15 protein-coding genes are annotated in these 26,644 nt (G+C 70.5%); 4 read left to right on the top strand and 11 right to left on the bottom strand.

What is annotated here, in order from left to right; all coding sequences use genetic code 11:
* Positions 1-41: 41 nt before the first annotated feature.
* Positions 42-4,376, top strand: a complete 4,335-nt coding sequence (locus WMF22_RS42675) for a HAMP domain-containing protein (protein WP_438033457.1) — start codon at positions 42-44, stop codon at positions 4,374-4,376.
* A gap of 16 nt (positions 4,377-4,392) precedes the next feature.
* On the top strand, positions 4,393-6,582 hold the full coding sequence (locus WMF22_RS42670) for an ATP-binding protein (protein ID WP_438033456.1): 2,190 nt from the start codon (positions 4,393-4,395) through the stop codon (positions 6,580-6,582).
* A gap of 857 nt (positions 6,583-7,439) precedes the next feature.
* Here the strand turns inward: WMF22_RS42670 and WMF22_RS42665 are convergent.
* The 7 genes from WMF22_RS42665 to WMF22_RS42635 form a co-directional block, all read right to left on the bottom strand.
* The gene (locus WMF22_RS42665) at positions 7,440-8,681 is read right to left on the bottom strand and encodes a VWA domain-containing protein (protein WP_438033455.1); all 1,242 of its coding nucleotides are present in this window, start codon (positions 8,679-8,681) and stop codon (positions 7,440-7,442) included.
* 210 nt (positions 8,682-8,891) lie between these two features.
* Positions 8,892-9,278 carry an AgmX/PglI C-terminal domain-containing protein gene (locus tag WMF22_RS42660; protein WP_437295665.1) on the bottom strand — a complete coding sequence of 129 codons (387 nt, stop codon included), beginning with the start codon at positions 9,276-9,278 and terminating at the stop codon, positions 8,892-8,894.
* A gap of 50 nt (positions 9,279-9,328) precedes the next feature.
* A complete protein-coding gene (locus tag WMF22_RS42655) occupies positions 9,329-9,961 on the bottom strand; it encodes an OmpA family protein (RefSeq protein WP_437295664.1) in 633 nt (210 codons plus the stop codon).
* 23 nt (positions 9,962-9,984) lie between these two features.
* Positions 9,985-10,653: a UPF0158 family protein gene (locus WMF22_RS42650; protein WP_437295663.1), complete on the bottom strand. Its 669-nt coding sequence runs from the start codon at positions 10,651-10,653 to the stop codon at positions 9,985-9,987.
* Between the two features lie 248 nt (positions 10,654-10,901).
* A complete protein-coding gene (locus tag WMF22_RS42645) occupies positions 10,902-12,287 on the bottom strand; it encodes a sigma-54-dependent transcriptional regulator (protein WP_437295662.1) in 1,386 nt (461 codons plus the stop codon).
* Complete coding sequence (locus WMF22_RS42640) at positions 12,284-13,744, bottom strand: sensor histidine kinase (protein ID WP_438033454.1); 1,461 nt, start codon at positions 13,742-13,744, stop codon at positions 12,284-12,286. Before WMF22_RS42640 ends, WMF22_RS42645 begins: the two co-directional genes overlap by 4 nt.
* Before the next feature lie 169 nt (positions 13,745-13,913).
* A complete protein-coding gene (locus tag WMF22_RS42635; protein ID WP_438033453.1) occupies positions 13,914-14,273 on the bottom strand; it encodes a hypothetical protein in 360 nt (119 codons plus the stop codon).
* Between the two features lie 811 nt (positions 14,274-15,084).
* Between WMF22_RS42635 and WMF22_RS42630 the strand changes: the two genes are divergently transcribed.
* Positions 15,085-16,938 carry a hypothetical protein gene (locus WMF22_RS42630; protein WP_438033452.1) on the top strand — a complete coding sequence of 618 codons (1,854 nt, stop codon included), beginning with the start codon at positions 15,085-15,087 and terminating at the stop codon, positions 16,936-16,938.
* Between the two features lie 67 nt (positions 16,939-17,005).
* Here WMF22_RS42630 and WMF22_RS42625 read toward each other — a convergent pair whose 3' ends face one another.
* On the bottom strand, positions 17,006-19,891 hold the full coding sequence (locus tag WMF22_RS42625; RefSeq protein WP_438033451.1) for a type VI secretion system Vgr family protein: 2,886 nt from the start codon (positions 19,889-19,891) through the stop codon (positions 17,006-17,008).
* Positions 19,892-20,327: 436 nt separating this feature from the next.
* On the opposite strand from WMF22_RS42625, the gene WMF22_RS42620 reads away from it, so the two are divergent.
* The gene (locus WMF22_RS42620; RefSeq protein WP_438033450.1) at positions 20,328-21,284 is read left to right on the top strand and encodes a hypothetical protein; all 957 of its coding nucleotides are present in this window, start codon (positions 20,328-20,330) and stop codon (positions 21,282-21,284) included.
* 96 nt (positions 21,285-21,380) lie between these two features.
* Here WMF22_RS42620 and WMF22_RS42615 read toward each other — a convergent pair whose 3' ends face one another.
* From WMF22_RS42615 to WMF22_RS42605, 3 genes are all read right to left on the bottom strand, one after another.
* Positions 21,381-23,834, bottom strand: a complete 2,454-nt coding sequence (locus WMF22_RS42615) for a DUF5682 family protein (protein WP_437295654.1) — start codon at positions 23,832-23,834, stop codon at positions 21,381-21,383.
* A gap of 9 nt (positions 23,835-23,843) precedes the next feature.
* Positions 23,844-24,929, bottom strand: a complete 1,086-nt coding sequence (locus tag WMF22_RS42610) for an ATP-binding protein (RefSeq protein WP_012240402.1) — start codon at positions 24,927-24,929, stop codon at positions 23,844-23,846.
* A gap of 79 nt (positions 24,930-25,008) precedes the next feature.
* Positions 25,009-26,544, bottom strand: a complete 1,536-nt coding sequence (locus WMF22_RS42605; RefSeq protein WP_437295653.1) for an Eco57I restriction-modification methylase domain-containing protein — start codon at positions 26,542-26,544, stop codon at positions 25,009-25,011.
* Between the last annotated feature and the right edge of the window lie 100 nt (positions 26,545-26,644).

Genomic DNA, 26,644 nt, shown 5'->3' with positions numbered 1-26,644 from the left:
ACTAGCACTCCAGGCGCGCTATCGTCGCCGGGAAGGTGGTCATGCAATCGAACAACATCGCGGCGACCTCGAAGGACAAGCACGGGAGCGGAGCGAGCAAGAAGAAGCCGCCGCCCCGCAAGCGCGGCGCCAACGGGAGCCACCCGGATGTGCGGGAGATGCAGCTCCAGGCGGTGCTGGAGGTGCTCAAGGCGGTGAAGGCCGGCAACTTCTCCGCGCGCGTCGGCATCGGCGAGGTGCCTGGGACCATCGGTCAGATCGCCGATGAGGTGAACGACGTCGTCCAGCAGCTGCAGACCGTCGGCTCGGAGATCACGCGCGTGGCGCGCGAGGTAGGCACCGAGGGCAAGCTCGGCGCGCAGGCCGAGGTGCAGGGCGTCAGCGGGACGTGGAAGGACCTCACGGACAACGTGAATGTCCTCGCGGGCAACCTGACGAACCAGGTGCGCAACATCGCGGTCGTGACGACGGCGGTGGCGAACGGCGACCTGTCGAAGCAGATCACGGTCGAGGCGAAGGGGGAGATCCTCGAGCTGAAGAACACCATCAACAAGATGGTGGAGCAGCTGCGCGCGTTCGCGTCGGAGGTGACGCGCGTGGCGCGCGAGGTAGGCACGGAGGGCAAGCTGGGCGCGCAGGCGGAGGTGCGCGGCGTCAGCGGGACGTGGAAGGACCTCACGGACAACGTGAATGTCCTCGCGGGCAACCTGACGAACCAGGTGCGCAACATCGCGGTCGTGACGACGGCGGTGGCGAACGGCGACCTGTCGAAGCAGATCACGGTCGAGGCGAAGGGGGAGATCCTCGAGCTGAAGAACACCATCAACAAGATGGTGGAGCAGCTGCGCGCGTTCGCGTCGGAGGTGACGCGCGTGGCGCGCGAGGTAGGCACGGAGGGCAAGCTGGGCGCGCAGGCGGAGGTGCGCGGCGTCAGCGGGACGTGGAAGGACCTCACGGACAACGTGAATGTCCTCGCGGGCAACCTGACGAACCAGGTGCGCAACATCGCGGTCGTGACGACGGCGGTGGCGAACGGCGACCTGTCGAAGCAGATCACGGTCGAGGCGAAGGGGGAGATCCTCGAGCTGAAGAACACCATCAACAAGATGGTGGAGCAGCTCCGGACGTTCGCCGCGGAGGTGACGCGCGTCGCGCGTGAGGTCGGCACGGACGGCAAGCTCGGCGGCCAGGCGCAGGTGCCGGGCGTCGCCGGCACGTGGAAGGACCTCACCGACAACGTGAACCAGCTCGCGGGCAACCTGACGAACCAGGTGCGCAACATCGCCCTCGTCACGACGGCCGTCGCCAAGGGCGATCTCTCTCAGAAGATCACCGCCGAGGCGAAGGGGGAGATCCTCGAGCTGAAGGACACCATCAACAAGATGGTGGAGCAGCTGCGCGCGTTCGCGTCGGAGGTGACGCGCGTGGCGCGCGAGGTAGGCACGGAGGGCAAGCTGGGCGCGCAGGCGGAGGTGCGCGGCGTCAGCGGGACGTGGAAGGACCTCACCGACAACGTGAATGTCCTCGCGGGCAACCTGACGAACCAGGTGCGCAACATCGCCCTCGTCACGAAGGCGGTCGCGAGCGGCGACCTGTCCCAGAAGATCGCGGTCGAGGCGAAGGGGGAGATCCTCGAGCTGAAGGACACCATCAACAAGATGGTCGATCAGCTGCGCGCGTTCGCCGCGGAGGTGACGCGCGTGGCGCGCGAGGTAGGCACGGACGGCAAGCTCGGCGGCCAGGCGCAGGTGCCGGGCGTCGCCGGCACGTGGAAGGACCTCACCGACAACGTGAACCAGCTCGCGGGCAACCTGACGAACCAGGTGCGCAACATCGCCCTCGTCACGAAGGCGGTCGCGAGCGGGGACCTGTCCCAGAAGATCACGGTCGAGGCGAAGGGGGAGATCCTCGAGCTGAAGGACACCATCAACAAGATGGTCGATCAGCTGCGCGCGTTCGCCGCGGAGGTGACGCGCGTGGCGCGCGAGGTAGGCACCGAGGGCAAGCTCGGCGGCCAGGCGCAGGTGCCCGGGGTCTCCGGCACGTGGAAGGACCTGACGGAGAACGTCAACGTCATGGCCTCGAACCTCACCTCGCAGGTGCGCGGCATCGCCAAGGTCGTGACCGCGGTCGCGAACGGCGATCTCCGCCAGAAGCTCGCCCTGGAGGCCAAGGGCGAGATCGCGTCGCTGGCGGACACCATCAACGACATGACCTACACGCTCCGCGTGTTCGCCGAGCAGGTGACCACGGTCGCGCGCGAGGTCGGCATCGAGGGCAAGCTCGGCGGCCAGGCCAAGGTGCCCGGCGCGGCCGGCACGTGGAGGGACCTCACCGACAACGTGAACCAGCTCGCGGGCAACCTCACCACGCAGGTGCGCGCCATCGCCGAGGTCGCCACCGCCGTGACGAAGGGCGACCTCACGCGGGCCATCTCGGTCGAGGCGCAGGGCGAGGTCCTCCAGCTGAAGGACAACATCAACCAGATGATCTCGAACCTGCGGGACACGACGCGCGCCAACCAGGAGCAGGACTGGCTGAAGACGAACCTGGCGCGCTTCTCCGGGATGATGGCCGGGCAGCGGACGATCGAGGCGCTCTCTCGCCTCATCATGTCCGAGGTGACGCCGCTCGTGTCGGCGCAGCACGGGGCCTTCTACGTGCTCGAGTCCGAGGAGAAGTACCCGGCGCTCAAGCTCACGTCGAGCTACGCGTTCCAGAAGCGCAAGGGCATCTCCAACCGGTTCGCGCTGGGCGAGGGGCTCGTCGGGCAGTGCGGCCTGGAGAAGAAGAGCATCGTCGTCACGGATCTCCCGGACGACTACATCCGGGTGAGCTCGGGCCTCGGCGACGCGCCGCCGCGCAACATCTGCGTCCTGCCGGTGCTCTTCGAGGGCGGCCTCAAGGCGGTCATCGAGCTGGCGAGCTTCCAGAACTTCACGCCCATCCACCTCACGTTCCTCGAGCAGCTCACGCAGTCGATCGGCGTCGTGTTCAACATGATCGGCGCCAGCATGAGGACGGAGGAGCTGCTCCAGGAGCTCCAGAGGTCGAACACCGAGCTCGGCTCGCGCTCGCAGGAGCTGGAGGAGAAGGCGTCGGAGCTCGAGATCAAGAACCGCGAGATCGCGCGCGCCAGCGCCTCCCTGGAGGAGAAGGCGAGGGAGCTGTCGCGCACCTCGAAGTACAAGTCCGAGTTCCTCGCGAACATGTCGCACGAGCTGCGCACCCCGCTGAACAGCCTGCTCATCCTCGCCAGGATCCTCGCGGACAACGAGGAGCACACGCTCACGCCGAAGCAGGTCGAGTACGCGAGGACGATCGCCGCGGCGGGGCAGGACCTCCTGCAGCTCATCAACGAGATCCTCGATCTCTCGAAGATCGAGGCCGGCAAGATCGACGTGAAGACCCAGCGGGTGCTGCTCTCCGAGCTGGCCGAGTACGTCGAGCGGAGCTTCCGGCAGATCGCCGAGCAGAAGGAGCTCGAGTTCTGGGTCCGGGTCGCGACCGGCGTCCCCGCGGGGATCATGACGGATCTGCAGCGGCTCCAGCAGATCCTGAAGAACCTGCTGTCCAACGCGTTCAAGTTCACGTCGTCCGGGCGGATCTCGCTCGAGATCGAGGTGGCCGGCAAGGGGCTCACGTTCAAGCGGGAGACGCTCATCAAGGCGAAGACCGTCCTGGCGTTCGCCGTCACGGACACGGGGATCGGCATCCCGACAGAGAAGCAGACGCTCATCTTCGACGCGTTCCAGCAGGCGGACGCGTCGACCAGCCGCACCTACGGCGGCACGGGGCTCGGCCTGACGATCAGCCGGGAGCTGGCCAGCCTGCTCGGCGGGGAGATCTCGCTGAACAGCACGCCCGGGCTCGGCAGCAAGTTCACCCTGTACCTGCCGGCGGAGCGGACGGAGCCGAAGGCGACGAGGCCGGCGCGCGCCGAGCTGCCCGAGCCGGTCGCGCCGCTCCTCACGAACGGCGCCTCCTCGGTCGCGCTCGCCGGGCGCAGCGTGCTCGTCATCGACGACGACGCGCGCAACGTCTTCGCCATCACGAGCCTTCTCGAGCGGCGCGGGGCGCACGTGGTCCTGGCCGAGAACGCGAGGCACGGTATCGAGATCTTGCGCGAGGCCGATTCGTCCATCGATGTCGTCCTCATGGACATCATGATGCCCGAGCTCGACGGCTACGAGGCGACGCGGGAGATCCGGAGCGATCCTCGCTTCAACGAGCTGCCGATCATCGCGGTGACGGCCAAGGCGATGCCGGAAGATCGACAGAAGTGCCTGGACGCCGGCCTGAACGATTTCGTGGCCAAGCCGGTGGACGAGGGGCGGCTGATGTCGACCATCCTGCACTGGGTGCGGCCGGATTGAGCCGCGGAGCCGTACCGTGTCCACCCCGCCCGCGACGACCAGCATTCTCCTTGTCGACGATCAGCCGGAGAACCTGACGGCGCTCCGGGCGATCCTTGCCGACGAGAGCTACCGGCTCGTGACCGCCGCGAGCGGGAAGGACGCGCTCCTCAGGATCCTGTCCGAGGATTTCGCCGTCATCCTGCTCGACGTGCGGCTGCCCGACATCGACGGCTTCGAGGTCGCCTCGCTCGTGAAGCAGCGGGAGCGGTCGCGCCACACGCCGATCATCTTCCTGACGGCGGCGACGGACGATCTCGCGGCCATTTACAGGGCGTACGCGGTGGGCGGCGTCGACTACCTCCTGAAGCCGCTCGAGCCGGAGGTCGTCCAGGCGAAGGTCGCCGTGTTCGTCGAGCTCCACCGGCGCGGCGAGCAGATCAAGGAGCAGGCGGAGCTCCTGCGCCAGGCCGAGCAGCGGCGGCGCGACGCCGAGGTCGAGGACCTCCGGCGCGCCGCGCAGGCGAGGTACCAGAACCTGGCCGACGCCATCCCGCAGTGCGTCTTCACGGCGAAGCTCGACGGCGGCATCGATTACGTGAGCTCGCGCTGGCTGGAGTACACGGGGCTCGCGTTCGAGGCGCTCCGCGGCTGGGGCTGGCAGGCCGCTGTGCACCCGAACGATCTGAACCAGTTCGTCAGCAAGTGGCGGCGCTGCCTGGAGTCGGGTGAGCCCTTTCAGGGCGAGTGTCGCCTCAGGTCGATTCACGGCGTTTACCGCTGGCATCTGTGCCGGGCGGTCCCGGAGCGGGACGTCTGGAAGCGGGTGGTCGCCTGGCTCGGCAGCTTCACGGACATCGACGACAGCAAGCGCCACGAGCAGGAGCGCCTGCACCTCCTGACGCGCGAGCGGGCGGCCCGCGCCGAGGCCGAGGCCGCGGTGCGCCGCTCGGAGATCCTCGCGGAGGCGTCGAGCTCGTTCTCGGCGTCGCTCGACGAGGACAGCGTCACGGCGGCGCTCGTGCGCATCTCCGCGGAGCGCGTCTGCACCTGGTGCGTGCTCGACCTGCGCGAGGAGGGCGGCGCGCGCCGGCTCGCGGCCGCGCACAGGGCCCGCGACGCGGCGCGGTTCATGGCGCGGTTCGGCCCGCGGGAGCTCGCCTTGACCGCGGACGGCGTCGGCGCGGTGCTCACGACCGGCCGCCCCGACCTGCGCGTCGAGTGCGCTCCGCGCGACGTCGCCGTGGCGCTCGACGTCGACGATCCCGCCGTGATCCAGGAGATCGGCGCCAGCAGCTACCTGTGTGTGCCGCTCGTCACGCGCGGCGAGGTGCTCGGCGCGCTCAGCATGGTGTGGGTCGAGCCGGGCGAGCGCTTCGAGCCGCCCGATTTCGCGGTCGCCCTCGACATCGCGCAGCGCGCGGCGCTCTGCCTCGAGAACGCCCGGCTGCTGCGGATGACGCGCGAAGCCGTGCAGATCCGCGAGGATTTCGTGGCGGTCGCCTCGCACGAGCTGAGGACGCCGCTCAGCGCGCTGGTGCTCCAGGTCCAGGGCCTCACCCGCGCCCTCCACCGCGCGGACGGCGGGCTGCCGGCGGAGCAGGTGCTGGCGAAGCTCTCCCAGGCCGGCGGGCAGATCGACCGGCTCACGCGGCTCATCGACACGCTGCTCGACGTGGCGCGCATCAACAGCGGCCACCTCGAGCTCAGCCTCGACGACGTGGATCTGTGCGACGTGGCGCGCGACGTGGCGGGCCGCCTCGAGGCCGAGCTGGAGCGGGCCGGCTGTACGCTCGACCTGGACATGCCGGTGACCGCGGTCGGCCGGTGGGACCGCCTGCGCATCGATCAGGTGATCACCAACCTGCTCGTGAACGCCATCAAATACGGGCGGGGCAAGCCGATCCAGGTGCGCATCTCGGTGGATGGGCGGTCCGCGGTGCTCCAGGTGGCAGATCAGGGCATCGGGATCGCTCAGGAGTACATCGCCCGGATCTTCGGGCGCTTCGAGCGGGCGGCGCCCACCAGCTCGTATGGCGGGCTGGGCGTCGGGCTGTACATCGTGGACCAGATCCTGAGGGCCCACGGCGGCAGCATCCAGGTGGAGAGCGCCCCGGGCATGGGGGCGAGGTTCCAGGTGGCGTTGCCGCTCCCGCCCCGAGCGGCTGGTCCGTCCGGGCCCCTGGGCGAGCGCCCTGGATCGCCGTTGACCGGTCCCGCCGGCTGAGAGGCGCTCTCCGAGCTCACCTGGCGCCCGCGGAGGCAGGGATGCGGTCGCGCTGCGCCACCGTTGCAACCGGTGGTTTCAACCGTGAAAGACGCCTCACGGCCCCCCTGGGAAAAGCGGCGATGCCGGCATCCGGCCATCGTTGGCCTGCATCGTGCAACAAGCTCGTGACAGAGCGCCCGGTGCGACACCCGGGGGCAGTCCCTCGCCGATCACCACGGAGACACGGAGGCACGGAGCGAACCCAGACCCGTGCCTTCGTGCCTCCGTGGTGCCTGCGTGCATCCGCCGTGAGAGGCGGAAGGCGAGCGGATCTCCCGGGTGGACAAGTTCACGTCCGGACGGGCGCTCAGGGCTCGTGATCTTCGCACTGCGACGCTGCGTAAAAGATCAAAACGGTTTATAGGTGATGAGCCCTCGCTGAGCGACGTGATCAGTCCGCCAAACATATCGGTAGTTCAAGTGAAACTTTCTATCAGCCTAGTTGGCCCCTCGATCAGCGCCGTGGACAGCGCGGGTCCCCTCCTGGTCAAGACACCCTCTCTCGAAGAGGTGGTTCGGGCTGCCGGGGCCCGTCGGCGGGTCTCTGCGACCGCTGCCCGGGGCGCCACGTCCCGGAAGCGCGCCGCCGCCCGTCGGACGGACGAGCGCTCGGCGAAGGCGACCCGCCGCGCGCGGTGACAGGGCCGGCGCGGGGCGTCGCGGACGCCCCCGCTGGCGCCGGCGGTGTTCGCGCCCGCGCCGGTTGGCTTCGGATCAGCGGCGCGGGTGGCCACGGAGGCACAGACGACGCAGAGGAAGGAAAAGAACCTCTGTGTCCTCTGTGCCTCCGTCGTCTTTGTGCCCCCGCCGGGCGCTCAGCGCGCCTCGGCGTCGAGCAGCGGGCCGAGGTCCTGACCTCGCATGAGCCGCTCTACCACCTTGACGAGGAGCTTCGGGGTGCAGCCGAAGCACGGGGTCCCGAGGGCGGCGAGCTTCTGCGCCATGTCGTGGTCGTACGAGGGTTTGCCGCTGTCGGACAGCGCGAGCAGGCAGATCGACTTCACCTTGCTGTCGGCGAGCTGGCGCATGCGGGCGAGGAGCTCCTCGGCGTTGCCGCCCTCGAACAGGTCGGTGATCAGGATGAACAGCGTCTTCTCGGGGCGCTCGATGAAGTTCGCCTGGGCGTAGGCCACGGCGCGGTTGATGTCGGTGCCGCCGCCGAGCTGCGCCGTGAACAGCACGTCGACCGGATCGACGAGCATCGGAGTCACGTCGACGACCTCGGTGTCGAAGAAGAGGAGCCGAGTGCGGAGGACGTCGAGGGACGCGAAGATCGCGGCCATGATGGAGCTGTAGACGACGCTCTCGCCCATGGAGCCCGACTGGTCGACGAGGATCGCGACGTCCCACTCGTGTCTCCGCGTCTGGTTCGCCCAGAAGTAGAGCTTGTCCGGGACGAGGCGGCGCCGCTCCGCGTCCCATCCTCTGAGGTTCCTGCGGATGGTGCGCTTCCAGTCGAGGTTCCTGAGGACGCGGAGCGGGCTCGTCGTGTTCCGCCGCAGGGCGCCGAGGACGGCGGTGCGGATCTCGGACTCCAGCGCGCGGCGCACCTCCTCGACGACCTCGCGCACGATCTGCCGGGCGGTCTCCCGGGCGGCGTCGGGGATGAGGCCCTTCGCGCTCATGAGGGTGGCGACGAGCTCGACGTTCTTCTCGAGGAAGGGCAGCGTCTCGGGCTCGAAGAGGAGCTGCGTCAGCCCTCGTTTCTCGATGGCGTCCTTCTGGACGAGCGCGACGATGTCGTGGCTGAAGAACTCGCGCACCGCGGAGAGCCACTCGGGGACGTACGGCCGCGAGCCGCCGAGGTTGCCGGCGCGCTCGTCGTAGATGAACGAGAGGGCCTTGTCGAGGTCGCCGAGCCGCCGCGGGTCGACGTGAAGAGCGGATGCCCCGCCGCCGAGCCCCCCGAGGGAGAGCCGAGGATCGACGCGCTCTGCCTCCGGCCCGAGCGCGAGCCGCCAGCGCAGGAGGGCGTCGCGGTCGCCGTCGGTGAGGTCATCCGTCGCGCCGGCGAGGGGGGGAGGCGGAGGGGCTTTCTTGGGGGTGCGGGCGCTCATCGCTGTAGGGTGTCGGAGGGATCGCGAGCTCTCCAGAGAGCCTGTCTGGCGGGAGCCCGATGAGCCGCCCCGCGGCGCGAGCAGCGAGCGGCCGCGAGCGCCGTGCGCGCGTGCCGCACGGCGGCAGGATAGGGGGCGTGGCCGCCGGGCACAAGGAGGACGGCGCGGCGGAGCGCGGCGGCGCTGCCGGGCTCCGCCGGCGCGGCGGAGCTACGCCTTCGGAGCCCCGACGGTGAACTCCCAGACGAACTTCCCCTTTCCTTGCCTCTCGTCCGGCGGGGTGAGGACGAGCCCGTCGATCGACTTCACGACGCAGCTCGCCACATCGTCCGACGCGGTGGTGCCGGCGGGGTCGACGGCGACCTCCGTGATGCGGCCGCTGTCCTCGAGCACCGTGAAAGCGACGGTGACCTTGCCCTGCGCGCGGGGGTTCCGCGCGAGCTCCGCGTCGTAACACGCGCTGATCTCGTCGCGCCTCGTCTCGAGCAGCGCGGCCGTATCGTCTCGGTACATCTCGGCGTTCCGCACTGCGAAGGAGCAGCCCGCGGACGCGATCGCCAGAACCATCATGGTGAGACCCGACAACCACTGCTTCATGCTCGCCTCCTTGCGGGGAGCGCCGCTCGCGGGCGGCTTCGGACCGGCCTTCATTTCGCGGCGTCCGCGGTCTTCTCCGCGGTGTCCTGCTCGACGATGTTGAACTCGACGCGGCGGTTCTTCTCGCGCCCCTCGGGCGTGTCGTTGTCCGCGATGGGCTTCGATTTGCCGAAGCCCTTGGCGGTGAGCATGCCGGCGGCGATCCCGTGGTCGACGAGGTACTTCATCACGGCTTTGGCGCGGCGGTCCGAGAGCTTCAGGTTGTGATCCTCCGACCCCTCGGCGCTCGCGTGGCCCTCGATGGCGATCTTCTTGATGTGCGTGTGCTTCTTGATCGTGCCGACGACCTCGTCCAGCAAGCTGTGGGACTCCGTCCGGATCGTCGCCTGGTCGTACTCGAACTGGATCTTCTCGTTGATGACGATCTTGTCGTCCGTCACGACCACGCGCTCCGGCGGGGGCGGCGGAGGCGGCGGGGGCGGCGCGGGCGGCCGGCCCACGACGGCGAGCGCCTTCCCTCCTTCGAACGTGGTGACGCCGCCGCAGGCGATCGGGCCCAGGGCCATCGCCGCGAGCACGGCGCCAGCGACCCAGGGCCCGAGGCCCGTGGCTCGCCGCGCGACGAGCCAGCGACGGGGGCTCGGGCGGCTCGTCACATCTCGTTTATCGTCGATATCGTTCATGATCGCGTCTCCATGGCCCGCTGTCACGGGCCCAGGCCACCGGGGCGCTCTGCGTCGCCCCTCGATGAAACCGCGGGAATCGGCAGGCCGGAGCGCGTCGCGCGCAGGAACTCCGCGAGCGACGTGAGCGCGTGGAGATCGCCGGGCGCGAGGGCGCTCGCCGCCGCGTCGAGCCGCTGGCGAGCCGAGTCGGCGGCGCGAGATCCCCTCGGCTCAGCGCTTTCGCTGGGCCACGCATGCTCGAACGAAGCCGGTATCAGGCCGCGGGTGTGAAACCACGCGAGGATGGTGGCACGGATCTGCGCGAGCCGGAAGACGCGCCAGCGTCGGAGCTGCTCGGGCCTGCCAGCGAGCGCGGCCTTGAACCGCCGAAACGATCCCCGCCCCTGGAGGCACTGCAGGAGCAGCAGCTGGAGCTCGAGGTCGTCGACCGTCGGGATGAACGCCTGCAGCCATCGGTACTGCTCCGGCGCGCCGATGGCGTCGACGCGCACGCAGCCCGGATCCGCCTCGATGCGCGCGCGCGTGTCCGGGTCGGCGAGCCCGTCGACCAGCCGGATCACCGCGCCTGTCTCGAGGTGAAGGAAATAGCGGATGTGCCGAGCATTGTTGTCGAAGGCGTTCGCGAGGGCGTTCCAGTCGACAGGGATGCTCCGGTTCGCAGCGGCGGACTCCGTCGTTGTGGTGCTCATCTGCGCGACCGGCCGGCAGGCAGCTCGCATGCCAGTCGCGCAGGAGGCGCGCGGCCGCGCGGCGCGCCTGGGAGCGTGTTTTCCGCCAGCAGCCGCGGGTGTCGCGTTGTGCAACAGGCCGACGAGGAGCGGAGTCGCGCCCCCTGGGAGGCCGCGGCGCGCGCTCGACCAGGCGCGGCGGCGCGGCGGCGCGGCGGCGCGCCTTGTCGAGCACGCGGCCGGGCGCTGCTGCGGGGCCGCCGGGCGGATCACGGCTTCGGGTCGCTCGAGCGGCCTCCGCGCATGCCGTACCGCTCGAGCTTCCGGTAGAGGGTCGCCCTGTCGAAGCCCAGGATCTGCGCCGCCTGGCTCTTGTTCCCGCCGACCACCTCCAGGACGCGCAGGATGTAGCGCCGCTCGACCTCCTCCATGGGGACGAGCTCGGTCGGGTCGTCGCTCGAGACAAGGACGTGGGAGCGCCGGTACGTGCGGATCTTCTCGGGCAGGTCGTCGACGGTGATGTGATCGTACCGCGCGAGCGCGACCGCCCGCTCGATGCAGTTCTGGAGCTCGCGCACGTTGCCGGGCCACGCGTAGGCCATGAGCTTCTCCGCCGCGGGCGCCGAGAGGCCCTGGATGGGCCTCGCCTTGACGGTCGCGAAGTGCTCGAGGAAATGCTGCGCGAGCAGCAGCACGTCGGCGCCGCGGGAGCGGAGCGGCGGCAGGTCGACGTGGACCACGTTGATCCGGTAGTAGAGATCCTCGCGGAAACGGCGCTCTTCGATCGCTGTCTCGAGGTCGCGGTTCGTCGCGGCGATGAGCCGGACGTCCACCGGGAGCTCCTCGTCGGCGCCGACGGGCCGGACGACGCGCTCCTGGAGGGCGCGCAGGAGCTTCGGCTGGAGCCCGATCGGCAGCTCGCCGATCTCGTCGAGGAACAGGGTTCCGCCGTGGGCCCGCGCGAACAGGCCGCTCCTGGCCCCTTTGGCGTCGGTGAACGCGCCCCGCGCGTGGCCGAAGAGCTCGCTCTCGAGGAGGGCGTCCGGGACGGCGGCGCAATTGACCGCCACGAACGCGCCCTCGCTCCGCCGGCTGCGCTGGTGCACGGCGCGGGCGACGAGCTCCTTGCCGGTCCCGCTCTCTCCCGTGATGAGGATCGACGTGTCCGAGTCGGCGATGCGATCGAGCAGGTCGAACACGCTCCTCATCACAGGGCTGCCGCTGAGGATCTGCTCGTAGCCGCGGGCGTCGGCCACGGCGCGCCGCAGGCGGCGCACCTCCTCGCGGAGGGCGCGGTGGCGCAGGGCGCGCTCCACGGTGAGCCGGAGCGCCTCGAGCTCGAACGGCTTGGTCACGAAGTCGTACGCGCCGGCGCGGATGGCGGACGTGGCGGTGTCGAGGCTCCCGAACGCGGTGATGACGATGACCGGGAGATCGGGCCTGTTCTGGACGATCCGCTCGCAGAGATCGAGGCCGCTCATGCCGCGCATGGTCATGTCGGTGATCACGACGTCGAAGTCCTCCACGCCGAGGAGCTCGAACGCCTCGGCGGCCGACGTTCGCCACGCCGTCCGGAACCCGCGCTTCTTGAGCCCGGCGTCGAGGAGCTCGCAGACGCCGCGCTCGTCATCGACGATAAGGACGCGCCCTGTCATGAGTTCCCCCGCGGCAGCATCATCGTGAAGCGACTCCCGGAGCCCACCCGGCTGTCGACGTGGATCCAGCCGCCGTGCTCCTTGATGATGCCGTAGGCGACCGACAGGCCGAGCCCGGTCCCTTCGCCCACGGGTTTTGTCGTGAAGAACGGCTCGAAGATGTGCTCCAGGACGTCGGCCGGCATGCCTTGCCCCTCGTCACGAACGGACAGCGCGACATACTCTGCCTCGGCCCCTCCCTGGTCGGCCGGGGGACTGGCGCGCTCTGCCCGGAGGCCGACGGTCAACGTGCCGCCGGACGGCATGGCCTGGATCGCGTTGACCACCACGTTGGTGAGCGCCTGCTGGAGCTGGTCGGCGTCGGCGTGGACGACCAGCTCCGGCGTGTCTCCTTCCTGGACCATCGTGACGCCCTGCTTCTCGGCCAGCGGCCTCAGCATGACGAAGGTGCTGTGAATGACGCTCCTCAGGGGGGTCTCCTGCTTCTCTGCGCTGCGGCGCCGGGCGAAATCGAGCAGCTGGCGGATGATCTGCGTCATCCGCTGCGACTGCTCGAGGATGATCTGCCCGTTGGCCGGCACCTCATCTCCCGTGACGTCCCCGTCCACGAGCATGCGCGCGCGCCCCGCGATGATCTGGAGAGGCGCTCCCAGCTCGTGTGCGATCCCGGACGCGAGCTTTCCGACCGTGGCGAGCCGCTCGGCGTGGCGGAGCTGCTGGAGCGCGGCGAGCCGCGCGGTCGCCTCGGACTCGAGCTTCCGGTTCGCCGCGGCGAGGCGATCACACATCGCGTCCATCTCCCGTCCGAGCTCGCCGATCTCGTCCTCCTGGCGCAGCGACAGGCGCCGGGAGAGATCGCCCGCGCCGATCCGCCGCGCCTGATCGATCAGCGTGCGCATGGGGCGTCCCACCAGGCCGACTCCGAGGGACGTCGCGAGCAACCCGCATACCAGCGTCAGAGCGGCCGTCGTGACCGCCGTGTTCAGGATCATGCCGTGGATGGTGCGGCGGGCTCCCGCCAGCGACTCGGAGAGCTCCAGCGCGCCGACGCGGTCGCCGGTCACCGGCACTGGCACGCACGTGACGAGCACGTCCGCGTCTTCGCGAGGGAGCCTGTGCACGACCGCCTGCCCTCGCGAGACGGGGACGAGCAGCTCCGGCGCGAGGCGGGGCCGATGGGCGTCATCCGCCTGCGCGTCGAGCCAGACCCACCGGAGGTCCACCTGCCTCTCGCGCTCGTTGGCGTCCTCGACGAGGCGCAGCGCCCGCGCGGGCCCTTCCGTGCGCCACACCCCCGTGATGGCGGCGGCCAGCGCGCGGCCCATCGCGTGATGGTCCCGCTGGACGTCGTTCTCGAAGGTCTTGGATTCTCTGCGTACCTGCACGTAGGCGCTCAGCGCGAGCACAAGGAAGACCCCGAACACCAGGGCGAGCGTCAGCTTGCGCGCCAGCTTCATGCCCGACGTCGTAGCGCAGGTGGCGCGCGGCGAGCCAACGCCGCTCGACGCCGCCGCAAAGTACGACATGCCGCATTTTGCGGCACCGGCGATGGCCCGCGCGCGGGCCGCGCGGGCCGTCGGTGCGCGCTCCCCTGCGGAGCCTGGTTGGCCGCTCTGGGAGGGCCTGTTACCGCGGCGTGGCGGGCGCCTTCTCCGGGCAGCAGAACAGGTGATCTGGCACCAGCATGGCGCAGCCGTCTTTCCAGGGGTCGTCAGGCGCGTAGTCCGTCCGGTTCTCCGCTGGATAGAAGTACGCTTTGGGCTTCGATGGATCCGCGCAGGCGCCGTCGCGCTCCGGCGCTGCCTCGCGGCCCTTCGGCGCGCCGGTGACCCGCGAGCAGGCCGCGAGCGCGGCGCCCGCCACGAGGAGCACGAGGAGCGCCGAGACGGGCCTGTGCACCCACGGCGACGGGCGACCGGGCTGTCGCCGCGGACATGGCTGTTGTCGATAGCTGCCCATGGCCGCGCCCTCCGGGTGCATGGACATCAGCGGGTGCATTGGGCCTGCGGGGGGTGCGATTTCAAGAGCTCGCAGGACGTCGGAGAGCAGCCGAGGCCCGCACAGGCCGCTTCGAAGCCAGGGTAGCAGCAGCCGGCGGCGAAGACCTCGCTGCCGGCGCAGTCGACGAAGTCCTGAGCAGGTCGGGCCGGAGCAGCGCATCGCGCCGGCCTGGTGGGCGGTGGGAGGTCCGCTCTGGGCGCGTGACCGGAAGCAGGGCTCTGGTCGGGATCGGAAGTCGGCGCGCTGCCGGTCGCGGGCTCGGACCCTCGGGCCGGCCCCTGCTCGGGGGCTGGGTCGGGGCCGGGTCCCCGCTCCGCGAGCGAGCCTGGCCCTCGGCTGGGCGGAGCGTCCGGGGTCGCGGCCGAGGTCGTCGGGCTCGGCGTGCTCGTGCAGTGAACGAGGAGCAGAAGAAGGGAGAGCGACCGTCCGAGGGCGAGCGCCTGGAACGATGCGATCTTCCGCGTCATCGAGGGAGCATCGCACGATGGCCTGCGCGAAACCAGGGGAGCCCGCGCCGTACGCGCGCTCGTTCAGCCGCCAGAGCGGCCCCCCGCGCCGGCGACGTCGGTCAAGGCATAGCGCTTCGATGACTCGCTGCGAGCGCAAACAGCACGCGATAACGCTTACGTGCTGTGGCCGGGTCGACGGGGCAGCCGAAAGGCACGCTCGCGAGCATCGCGCATGCGAGCTGCATGGCGGTAGGATAGGGAGCTCGGGTGCGGGGTACGAGGAGAGCGGCGCGACGGGGCGTGAAGCCGATGGCTCCGCGATCACGCGTCGAGAGGAGAGAAAGGCCATGGCCAGCGTCGCGGTGAAGGTGGAGACGAAGTGCGGCGCCTGCCGCGCTCGGGTGCCGGTCAACAGGCTCGCCCGCGAGGTGGGCTGCCCGCGCTGCGGCAGGTCGACGGCGATCGACGGCGGCCTTTGGTCGGGGCTCCTCCGCGACGCGATAAACGATGGCCCGAAGCTTTCGCTGAACAAGGAGCGCCGCAGCTCGGCGGGCGATCTGTCGATCGTCTACGCGCGGGCCGTACCCGCGTGCCATGGCTGCGAGACGGCGATCCCCGTGGCGAGCGTCCAGGAGGTGCGAGCGCAGGCGCTGATCCGCTGCGCCCGCTGCGCCAGGCGGATCTGGGTGAGGGCGGTGCCTGCGGAGGTCGCGGGCGCGCTCCCGAGCGTCACGCACCTCGTGGGCGAGGAGCCGGATTGGCGCGCGCTGCCGCCTGAGCTCCAGATCGACGCGGCGACGTTCCCGTGTCCGCGCTGCGGCGCGACGGTCGAGCTCGACGGGGTGAACCGAACGTGCGCCTGCGAGCTCTGCGGCGCGAGCGTGAGCGTTCCTGGCGAGCGCGTGGGCTCAGGGGCAAGCCAGGCGGCCACGCCCTGGGTCCTCTGCTTCTATCCTCCGGTCAGCGCGCGTGCCCCTGCCGTCGCCGCGGGGCTGTTCGACTGGAAAGGCCTTCCGGAGGTGGCCGTCGACACAGAGGGGAACCTGTACTGCGCGGCCACGCAGTCGCGCTGGCACTGCGACGCGAGCCGAGGTGTGAACGAGGAGGTCGAGCATGTCCTGTGGTCGATCGATCCGTCGCTGAACGTACGCTGGGTGCGACGCGATCTTCCGGGAGCCGCGCGCTCCCTGCACTGCTCGAAGGACAGGCTCCTCGTGATCGGCGCACGACGCTCGCCGCCGCTCTGGCTCTCTCTTACGACCGGCGCGCCCGTCGAGGATCCTGCCGCCGCGGCGCTCGTGCCCGACGCCGATCGGTGTGCGCGCGGTCTGTTGACCTGCGATCGCGACGGCTCGCTGCTGATCTGCGCGGATGGCAAGCTCCGGCGGATCGCGGCGAACGGCGTGGAGGTCCCCGTGTGGGCGAGCAGCCCTCCGCAGAGCGACGCCTCGATCTACGATTTGAAGGATCTGCGCGATCGTCCGGTGCACCTGGGGGGCACGGCCCATACCTTGCACTGCGGGCCGGACGGCTCGCTCTACATGGTGGATGAGTCACCCGGCGGCCCGCTCGCCCGCTTCGACGCTGACGGACGGAAGGTCTACTGCGTCGAGCTCCCCAAGCCGGAGACGGATCACGAGCCGCTCTCGCTCGGCGCCGACCTCCGGGGCAACGCCTACGTGCTCGGGTGCAGCCGCGTCGTGCGGGTCAGCGCGACAGGCGAGCCGAGCATCGTCGTGAAGGCCGAGATCGACTTCGACGCGGAAGACGGCCCTTCTCTCTGGTCGGAGAGGAGGCTCGCCGTGTGCCCTGACGGGGACTTCTGGCTCTTCAGTGAGGAGGGCATCGCCTGGAAGTTCGATCCGGCGGGCAGGCTGCTATTCGACGGCGAGAAGGAGCCCGGGCCGAGGAAGATGACTCTGGACGAGGCCGTGCAGCGGGCAGCGGACATGGCCGAGGAAAGGAGGAACCTGGAGATCAAGCTGGAGATGGAGCAGGCGCGCGCTCGCGCCGAGGAGGCGCAAGCCCGTGTGGCCTATGAATCCATGATTCAAGAGAAAGTGGCTGTGGAGAAGTTCAAGCGGGAACGAAATCGCATCCTCCTAAGGCACGGTTGCATACACTTCGGCCTCCTCGTGATCTTGGGATCGGCAATTTTTCTGTGGGCCATGTGGAAAGCCTCCCAACCCTTGAGCCCGTGAGCTCCGGCCACGGCCCGACGCTAGCGCCGCTGAGCGTCGGCGGACCCAAGCCCACCCTCCAGACAGCTCAGCCGAGGTCGATCCGCGCGCCGTTCAGTCGAATGCTCCCGCTTCCCTTGAGCTCCACGGAGGGCGCCTCGACCGTCACGCTGTCCTTCGTGCAGGTCACCATCGAGCCACACTTGAGGACAGCCGAGCCGTTCGTCAGCGTGCACCCGGAGGCCGGACCGCCGATTCTCGCTTGCCCCGATTTCAGCGTGGCGGACCAACCGCCCGACTTGAGCTCAGCTTCCGTCGTGCCATGAACGGAGACGTTCGCCGCCTCCCCTGTGAGCGCGGAGCCGCCCTTGATGCTCACGGAGCCGCTCGATTTGATGTTGGTGTTGCCGGTGACGCGCGCGTCCAAGTTGCGCTCGACATGGATGTCGAGAGCCTTCGCCTGGATAAGGGCCCTGGAGGTGGCTTCGATGCGTAGGATGGCGGCTTGCATGGCGATGACGGCGGTCGCCCGGATGTCGACCAGCCTCGATGTGATGAACGCCTTGACGCCGCTCGCCATCTCGACCGCGCCGGGAGACTTGAGCACCGCGGTCGCGGCCCCCGTGACGACCGTGCCGCCGCCCGACGCGAGCACGGCGTTCGACGAACCGCACACGAACGCGTTCGCGAGCCCGATGACCGCCGACGTCCCGAGGGCGGCGTTGGTGCAGCTCGGCGAGCTGACGGGCGCTACCGGGCTCGGTACACGCCCCGGGCTCGCCGCCATGGTCGCGCCGACGGACATCCCGTTCGCCACGGCCGCGGCCGACTTGTCCCCGGCGGATTTCATCAGCTTGGACGCGCTGCTGATGAGGGTGCGCCCACCCTTAATGCCAGCGTGGAGGGCCGTTAAGCCATCGACCGCGCTCCCGACCCCTTTCAGCGCGACGTTGGTCTCATCGGCCTCGAACGCCTTCTTCCTCGCCTCGGCGGCCTTCTTCGCGCTCTGCGCCGCCGCGCGCGCCACAGGGACGCGCTGATCGGACACCGCCAGCTGTTCATTCCACTCTTCCTGCGTCATCGGGCGCTCGATCCCGTCCGGGCCCTGGACCATCGGAGGGGGCGACGGGAGCGCCGCGCCGGACAGGATCGCTTCCTCCTCCAGCCGCTTCGCCGCCTGTTCGGTCCGCACGACCTCCTCGTCCAGCTTCGCCTGCTCGGTGGCCTCGTACTTCTTGGGAAGGTCGAGCACCGATTTGGCCGTCGCCAGGAGGTTTCCAGAGATGCTCTCGATCTTGTCGCCAAGGCTGAGGACGTTCGACACCCCCGCGAAGTTCGTGATGTTGGCCGCGGCGAAGAACGACATCGTGCTGGCCACCGAGTTCATGACGGTGGTGACCGTGTTGATGCCCGCGCTGGCCACCTGGCTGTAGGCGTCCGTGGTCGTCATCGCGGCGCCGGACTCCGGCGTGTTCGGCGCTCCCAGCTGGAGGCAGGCGCCCCCGTACGGCGTCGAGATCTTGATGCGCTCCTCGCCCTCGGTGTCGTCGATGTTGATCTCGTTCCCCCCGCCCGTCCTGATCACGTTCCGCTTGGCGTTCTTCGCCTCCACCGTGCTCGGCGTCTGCGGGTTCGGCACCGCGCCGGCGATGATCGGGCGGTCCGGATCGCCGTCGATGCACGTCAGGATCACCTCCACCCCGCTCCGCAGCGGGAAGTGGAACCCGTAGCCCGGCCCCGCGTGGGGCTGGGCCATGCGCACCGGCCTCGACGCTCGCCCCTCCTTCGCGTCGCTCGTGTCGAACAGGAACCGCACATGGTAGCGGCCCGTCTCGTCGACCTCGGCGTACTTGCTCTTCGCGGCCGCCTCGACGACGCCCGTGATCACCCCGTGCACCCGCGGCTTGGGCGTGACCCGAGGCGGCCTGTACGCCGTCTTGAAAGGGATCGCCCGGAACTCGTTGGCATACGCGTCTTCGTGCCCCGTGCCCGTGCCGAGCGCCCCCTGTTGCAGGCGATGGCGCACCTCGACGAGCAAGAGCTCCATGTCCCCTCGCGGGTGCCCCTCCAGCGTGAAGCGCGCGCCGGCGCCGAGGACCTGCACGTCGCTCGCCCCCGCGAAGACGCGCCGCGTCGCCCGGAGCTCCTCGGCGCGGATCCGGGCGAGCTGCTGCGCCTCGTCCGGCGTCTTGAAGTGCGCCCCGTACTCGACGAGTTCGCCGCCCGCCGCGCCGGAGACGGTGGCGGTCGCCATGAGCGGCAGGTGCGGCGTCCTGTAGTTGTAGTCCTTGACCACGTACCGGTTCGGGATCGTGCGCGTCGTCCCCTCGAACCGGTGCACGCCTATCCGATCGCCGCGAGCGTAGAACGGGACGTGCTCGTCCCCCGCGATCGGGTGAAAACCGCTGTTGTCGTCCGTGAAGACGATCACGTCGCGACCGCGCTGGTGCTCGAAGAAGAAGGAGATCCCGAGGTGCTCGGCCAGGCGCGACACGAACTGGAGGTCGGTCTCCTGGTACTGTACGACGTATTCGCGCGGCTCGTAGGAGCCGTTGAGCCGGAGCTCGAAGTCGTCCGCTTCCGACAGGCCCGCCCGCACGAGCTTTCTCTTGATGATCTCCGGCACCGTGAGATCCATGAAGATCTCCGACGTCTCGGTGAGGCTCAGCCTCCAGGCGCGCGGCACGAACGTGAGCGAGTAGCCGAGGTGCATCGTCTCGGTGTTCAGCGCGTCGTTGACCACGGAGACCATCCCGAAGAGCTTTCGCTCCTCGTGTCCGCCCCGGGAAAAGACGAGCGCCGCGGGCTCCGTGAGGAGCGCCTCCTCGTCGATCCCGCCCGGATCCTTGCACACGACCCGGATCTCGAACGCGAAGAGCTGCGCCAGCGTCTCGTGCCCCGAGAGCTCCACGAGCTCGACGCTGCCGGCGGGGAATGCGCCGGAGTCCAGGCGCGCGGAGAGGATGTCTTTCACGAAGGCCTCTAGATGTCAGCGTGGAAGGATGCCCGTTTTCAGTCGTTGCTCGGCGCGCCGGGGTGCGCAAGGCGTCCGTCGGGGAGGATACTGCTGTCGGACGTCATGGTGCCGGTCTTTCCGAGGACATCGAGCCAGGCGTGGTTCAGGACGAGCGCCCGGCAGGCTCGGCGGAGATGGCGTCGTGCACGGCTTCACGCGCCCCGGTGCCGGCATGATCGCTCTCGCTTCGGGGCGCGGATCGTCCTCGCCCGGCGAGTCATTGACCGGGCAAGAGCGCCTTCGTGGCGACGTGGCCGACCCCTCCTGCCCTCTGAAGGGCCATGATGGTTCCCGGCTGCCACGCGGTGTGGGCCTGCGGAGACACCCGCCCCCTGCGCGGCGCGGCCTTTCCTGGCAGCGCCCTGCGGCACGCGCCGTGCTGTTTCGGGCCGGCATGCCGCGCCCCCGACTCGCCACGTCGATCGCTTTGCTTGCGCTGATCTCCGGCTGCGCCGCCCGCCCGCAGTCGGCTCTTCCCGTTTCCCTCGACGTCCCGCCTTCGCCTGCCCCGCGTTCTTCCGAATCCAACGGCGCCGAGGGCGCCGCGCTCGGCGGGGAGCTCCTCGTCTGGGGCCGCACGGGTGATGGGCCGCCGAGGACATGGCACCTCACCGAGGAAGGCGCGGTGATCCGCGAGGAGCCCGGGATCGTCGTGGCGACCCGTCGAGGGGAGTGGCGCTGGGAGGTGCGCGAGGTGAAGGTGGAGACCTCGGCCTGCGAGTTCGGGCCCGACGAGATGAACGAGCCGGGCGAGGGCACCGCGAACCGCGCGGAGCTCGTGCTGCGCGGGACGGGTGCGCGCCAGCAGGTGATCGCGCCGTCGGACGCGGACGGGAGCAACGTGATCCAGCACGAGGCGGAGGCGATCGGGAGCGTCGGGCCGTACCTGTTCATCGAGGAGCGGACGTACACCTACGCGTGCGGCGCGCACGGCTTCGTGGGCGTGGAGTTCACTGTGTGGGACGCCGACAAGGGGGCGATCGTCGACCTGCTCACCGAGGTGTCCGGCGTGCCGGCGCTGCAGGGCAAGGCCAAGGCGCTCCTCGACGAGGACGAGGACGACCCCGTGGCCGCCCAGCAAGAGGAGAATGCGCCGGACCTCGTGCAGATCGCGCCGACCTACGACGCGCGGGGGGCGCTCCGGGTGACCGCGAAGCTCGCGCGCGCTGCGTGTTATGCCTGCGGCGACGGCGCGTGGAGCTCCTACACGCGCTCGGCAGTGGTGCCCACCAGGAAGGCGCCGGAGCGCCTCGCGGCGTGGGTGTCCCCGCCGCCCGGCATGCAGAGCTTCCTGGCGGCGCACCCGGGGCTCAACGTCGGCGGCTGGTCGCGGGCTGGCCGGAAGGAGTGAGGCGAGCGAGCCCCGCTGGCCCGGCCGGCCGTATGGCGACAGCGGCGGGCCGCATGGCGAGGGCGGCGCGCGGCGCGCCGCGGTCACGGCCCCGCGTCAGAGCAGGTCGTCCAGGTCGTCCATGGCCTGCGACAGGTCCTCGCTCATCTCCTTCAGCTTCTCGCGGTCCTTCTCGAGCAGCACCGCCTGCGCCGCGCGGGCCTTGTCCCCGAGCTTCCGCGCGGCGAGCACGTTCTCGAGCAGGTACCGCCGCTCGGTCGCGCCGAGCGCCGCGAACGCGCGCCGCAGGACCGGGAGCGTGTCCTTGAAGCGCTCGGGCAGGATGCCGCCGAGGAACGCGTCGAGCGCCTCGACCACGGGGCGGCTCTTCACGAGCACGAGCGCGTTCACCTCGAGGAAGCCGGCCAGGAACGACGCGGCCGCCTCGGGCGGGGCCGCGCTCCCGAGCCGCAGGCCGACGATCCGCGCCACCTCGGCGTCGTCGATCACCTGCGCCAGGTAGAGCAGCCCGCACGCGAGGCCCGACGCCGTGGGGTTCACCGCGTCGCTGTCCACGAGCGCCCGCGCCGCCTCGAACCACGCGGCGCGGTCGACGATCGGCTGCGACAGGGCCACGTCGTGCAGCGTGCGCAGCGCCTCCTTGGCCGGGGCGACCGCCTCGTCGCTGCCCGTGCAGCCGCCGTGGACGCGCAGGACCGCGCGCGCGAACGTCTTCTCCAGCATCGTCGCGATCACCCCGTCGCCGAGCGACGACAGCGAGCGCGACGACCCGAACGACGCGAGCCCCGCGAAGGCGCGGCACGCCCGGGCGAGCGACGGCAGATCGCTGTCGCCCGCGGCGAACCGGTCGCACGCGTCGAGCGCCGAGGCCGCCGCGCGGGCGCTCGACGCGAGCACGGCGTTCAGCAGCACGTCGGCGGCCTCGCCGGTCGTGTGGCACGCCGCGAGGTCCTCCTCGAGCAGCCGCGTCGCCACCTGCTCCAGCGTGTCGCCGAGGACGATCTTCTCGACGAGCGCCACGTCGGTCGCCGGCGTCCACTGCGCCTCCCACGTCTCGCTCAGCTGCCGGAGCAGCTCGTCCGGCGGCACCTCGCTCGCCGCCTGCCCGCGCCGCTGCCCGCGAGCGCCCGCGCCGCCCCGCCCGGCCGCCCGGGTGCCGGCGTACGCCGCGTAGGGGATCTTCGCGATGCGGAGCCGGTGCAGGAGCACGCTCGTCCCGACCTCGACCTCGTTCGTGAGCGACAGCCGGAACGACTCGGGCGCGTCGGTGGCGGGGAGCCTGCGCTCGCGCACCTCGCGCCAGAACTCCTCCTGGAGCGAGTTCTTCCCGATGCCGCCCCCGACGCGGCCCACGTTGCGCCCGATGACGGCCGGCCAGAGGAAGCCGTCGACGTGCGTGGCGTCGCCGCGGCACATCGTGGCGATCGTCGCCTCGCGCACCTCGTCGAGGCCGGGCTCCGCCTTGCCGCGGAGCTCGGCGAGCGAGACCGCGAGGCGGAAGGCCTCGATGGTGTCGGCGAGCGAGGCCATGAAGCCGCGGAGGCGGAGGTGCTCGGTGAAGTCGATCAGCACCTCGAGGGTGGCGCGCCGGAAGTCGCCGCCCGCGTCGTGCGCGCGCTGGTAGTACTGCGGCGCCCGGTTGCCCGCGCCGTAGCCGAGCTGCTCGGAGAGCCGCGGAAAGCTGAACGGGATGAGCGTCACGGCGCACGGGATCGGCGCCGGCAGCCGCGCCTCCAGCGCCGGATCGACGTCGCGCGCCGCGAACGCCGCCGCGTGCGCCGCGCCGAGCACGGCCGCGACCTCGCTCGGGGCGAGGTCCGGCCCCATGCGCTCGAGGATGCTCCGCGCCATGTACGCGTCGCGCGCCCTGTGGATCAGCCGGTCCCCGTCGCTGCGCACGAGGTCCGCGTACGCGAGCAGGGCCTCGCGGAACGGCCCGGGATCGTAGCGGGGCGCCTCGAACGAGGCCTCCCAGAACTCCTCGAACGAGCGGAAGCCCCGGGCGCGCGCGCACGCCGCATAGATGCTCTCCTGCTCCCCCTCCGCGCTGGCGGGCTCGCCGTCGCCGCCGTCCCCTGCGCCGCCGTCGTCCGCGTGCTCGCCGTGTCCGCCGTGCTCGCCGTGTTCCCCGTGCTCGCCGCGGTCCTCGTCGATCTCGCGCTCGTGGCCGCCCGGATCGTCGGCGTCATCGTGGCCGACCTGGGCGCCGTCGAAGGGCGCGAGCGTCGTGCCGACGGGGATGTCGATGAGCTCGACGCGCACGCCGTGCTCGAAGGCCCATTTCACCGCGACGTACTCGGGCGAGTAGGCGGCGAACGGCCACAGCGACGACGCGGGCTCCCCGTCGGTGCGGTAGCCGAGGATCGCCACGGGCGGGACGGTCTTCGGGTCGACGAGCGCCTCGAGGAGCGGGGTGGCGTCGCTCGGGCCCTCGACGAAGATCGCCTTCGGGCGCACCTCGTCGAGGTAGGCGCGCAGCGTCGCGCTGGAGCGCGGCGAGTGGTGGCGCACCGGGAAGAGGTGGACGGCGGCGAGCCGGTCGAGGTCCATCGGGTCCCTTCAGGTCGCGAGGCGCTTCTTGGCGGAGGCGTAGAACTCCTTCCAGAGCCCTGCGCGGCCCTTGGCCACGGTCTCGCAGTACTCGCGGACGGCCTTGAGGTCGTCGCCGCCCTCCTTGCTCACGGCGCCGAGCAGCGAGCGGGAGAGGTCGTCGGCGGTCACCTTCCCGGTGCCGAAGTGCTGCGCGAGGATGCCGCTGTTGAAGAGCACGCTGATGGCCTCCGCGGTCGACAGGACGGAGCCCGGGGTCTTCACCTTGGTCTTGCCGTCCTTGGTGACGCCGGCGCGGAGCTCCTGGAAGAGCGTGACGAGCAGCTTGGCGAGCTCGGCGGGCGGCTCGACGCCGACCTGGTAGTCGCCGCGGAGCTCGGCCTCGCGCTTCTGCACGATGCGGATCTCCTGCTCGAGGTCGTCGACGACGGGGACGGTGATGAAGTTGAAGCGGCGCTTGAGCGCGGCGCTCATCTCGTTGACGCCGCGGTCGCGAGTGTTGGCGGTGGCGATGAGGTTGAAGCCGCGCTGCGCGGGGACGACCTGGTCGAGCTCCGGGACGGCGATCTGCTTCTCGGACAGGATGGAGATGAGCGCGTCCTGGATCTCCGACGAGGTGCGGGTGATCTCCTCGAAGCGCGCGAAGCGCCCGTCGCGCATGGCGCGGAGGATGGGCGAGGGCACGAGCGCCTTCTGCGAGGGCCCTTCGGCGAGGAGCAGGGCGTAGTTCCAGCCGTATTTGACGTGCTCCTCGCTGGTGCCCGCGGTCCCCTGGACGACGAGGGCGCTCGTGCCGCTGATGGCGGCGGAGAGGTGCTCGGAGAGCCAGCTCTTGGCGGTGCCCGGCTCGCCGACGAGCATGAGGGCGCGGTCGGAGGCGAGGGTCGCGAGGGCGACCTGCACGAGGGCGCGATCGCCGATGTACTTGGGGGTGATCGCGACGCCGCCGACGGGTTTGTCGCTGCCGAGGATGTAGGTCTCGACGGCCCTCGGCGACAGGCGCCACCCGGGCGGCCTCGGCGCCGTGTCGTTGGCGGCGAGGGCCGCGAGCTCGTGTTCGTACTTGGTCTCGGCGGGCTGGCGGAGGTCGCTCATGGGTGGCGCAGGAGGTTACCGCAGAACGGGGCGGAGAGAGGGGGGGAGAACGGCGCGCGCGGCTTCGAGCTCCTCGCCATCACAGCACCTGCTCGACGATATGGTCGAGCTCCTCCTGTGGAAGGCCTGGATCGGGCACGCGCCGCCCGAGCCATTCGATCTGCTCGACGGTCGGGACCCTGAGGTTCCTCAGGTCGGTCGCGTTCACCTGGGTGTGCCCGTTGAACTGCCGAACGTGGGTATCCACGAGCGTCGAGTTCAAGAAGGCCACGAGGCCGCGCGCCATCACGGCCGGCAGCCCCTCGCCGCTTCGGTGAAGCACGTTGAGGTGGTTCTCGAACCCGATCCTGTCGCCCGGCGCGCTCTCGGGCGTGAAGAGGGCGGCGACGACCCGCCGCCGCTCCTCCTTCGACGAGAAGCGCTTGACGAGCACGTAGTTCCCGCTGGGCATCCAGAGATCGGCGGTCTCGGGCGCGTCCACGAGGGCGTTCGGCTTCTTGCCATGTTTGGGCCAGTGAACGACGCCCGACGCGAGGTGCGTCGGGTAGATCAGCGGGCCGGTGCCCCTGCCGGGCTCCTGCCGCAGGAACTCGCGCGCTCGGAAGTCGACGACCTTTCCCGTCGAGACGCCCACGTTCAAGTCCGTCAACCGGGAGGGCATGCGCGCGAACGTGGCAGCGACCCTCTCCCCGGCGTCGTCCGGCACCACGTGGATGAACAGCTCGGGATCTCCGGGCCGGACGACGTGCTCGAACGGCACGGAGCGGACCGACAGCAGCTCGCCGTCGGGACCGCGCGACGACGAGATGGTGACAGGATCGCGCCGGCCGCCCCTGATGGCGTGAATGATGACGTTCTCTTGAAGGACCTCGTCCTCCGCGAACGCCGCCTTGCGCGATTCGAAGACGTGCACCCTCCGCAGCGACATCTCTCGGAAGAACAGCGCCCGGAACGGTCGAAAGTAAGGACCATTGCAGAAGCTCCGGGGGGTGATCGCGACGAGCTCCCCGCCCGGCTCCAGGAGGAGGATCGCGAGACCAAGAAAGGCCGTGTACAGGTTGCTGGTCTCGAGGCCCACGCGCCGCAGCGCCGCCCTGGCCTCGGTGTCCGAGTTGAGCTTCTTGTAAGGTGGATTCAGGATCGCGTGCGTGAACGAGCGCGGCATGCCCGGGCGAGGCCGGCCGCCGTCGAGCTGCTCGACGGCCGACCGGATGAAGTCGGCCTCGATGACGCGGGCAGCGAAGTCGATCCCGGCGCCGGCGCACTCGTCGCGACACGCGCGCGCCGTCCGGCGCAGGTACGCCGCGAGCCGCGGGTCGATCTCGAAGCCGGTCGCGCGGATCGCGCTCGGGCGTTTCCGGCGGGCACACGCGCTGGCCGTGAACGCGGCGAGGAGGCTGCCCACGCCGGCGCCGGCGTCCAGCACGCGGATCTCCTCGCTGGGCCGCTCGAACAGCGACGCCATGAACGACGCCACCGGCGGCGGCGTGAGGAACTGACCCAGCTCGGACCGCGTGCGGGGATCGAGCGCCCGCGAGGCTTCGACGCGGTGGAGGTCGACGCGGTCGAGGAGCGGCGGCGGGGCGGCTGCCTCGAGTCTCGCTGCCCGGCTCATCGATGACGTGGTTACCGCAGCCGGGGCATCGAGCCAACCGTGCCTGGGCGGTGAACGCGCCGTGGGCGCCTCGCCAGCGAGGCGGCGCCCGCGGCGCGCC

Origin of the sequence: Sorangium sp. So ce204 (genome assembly GCF_051526795.1) — a bacterium.
GTDB lineage: Bacteria > Myxococcota_A > Polyangia > Polyangiales > Polyangiaceae > Sorangium > Sorangium cellulosum_B.
The sequence above is the reverse complement of the archived record's forward strand: the minus strand, read 5'-3'. Positions and strand labels throughout refer to the sequence as shown.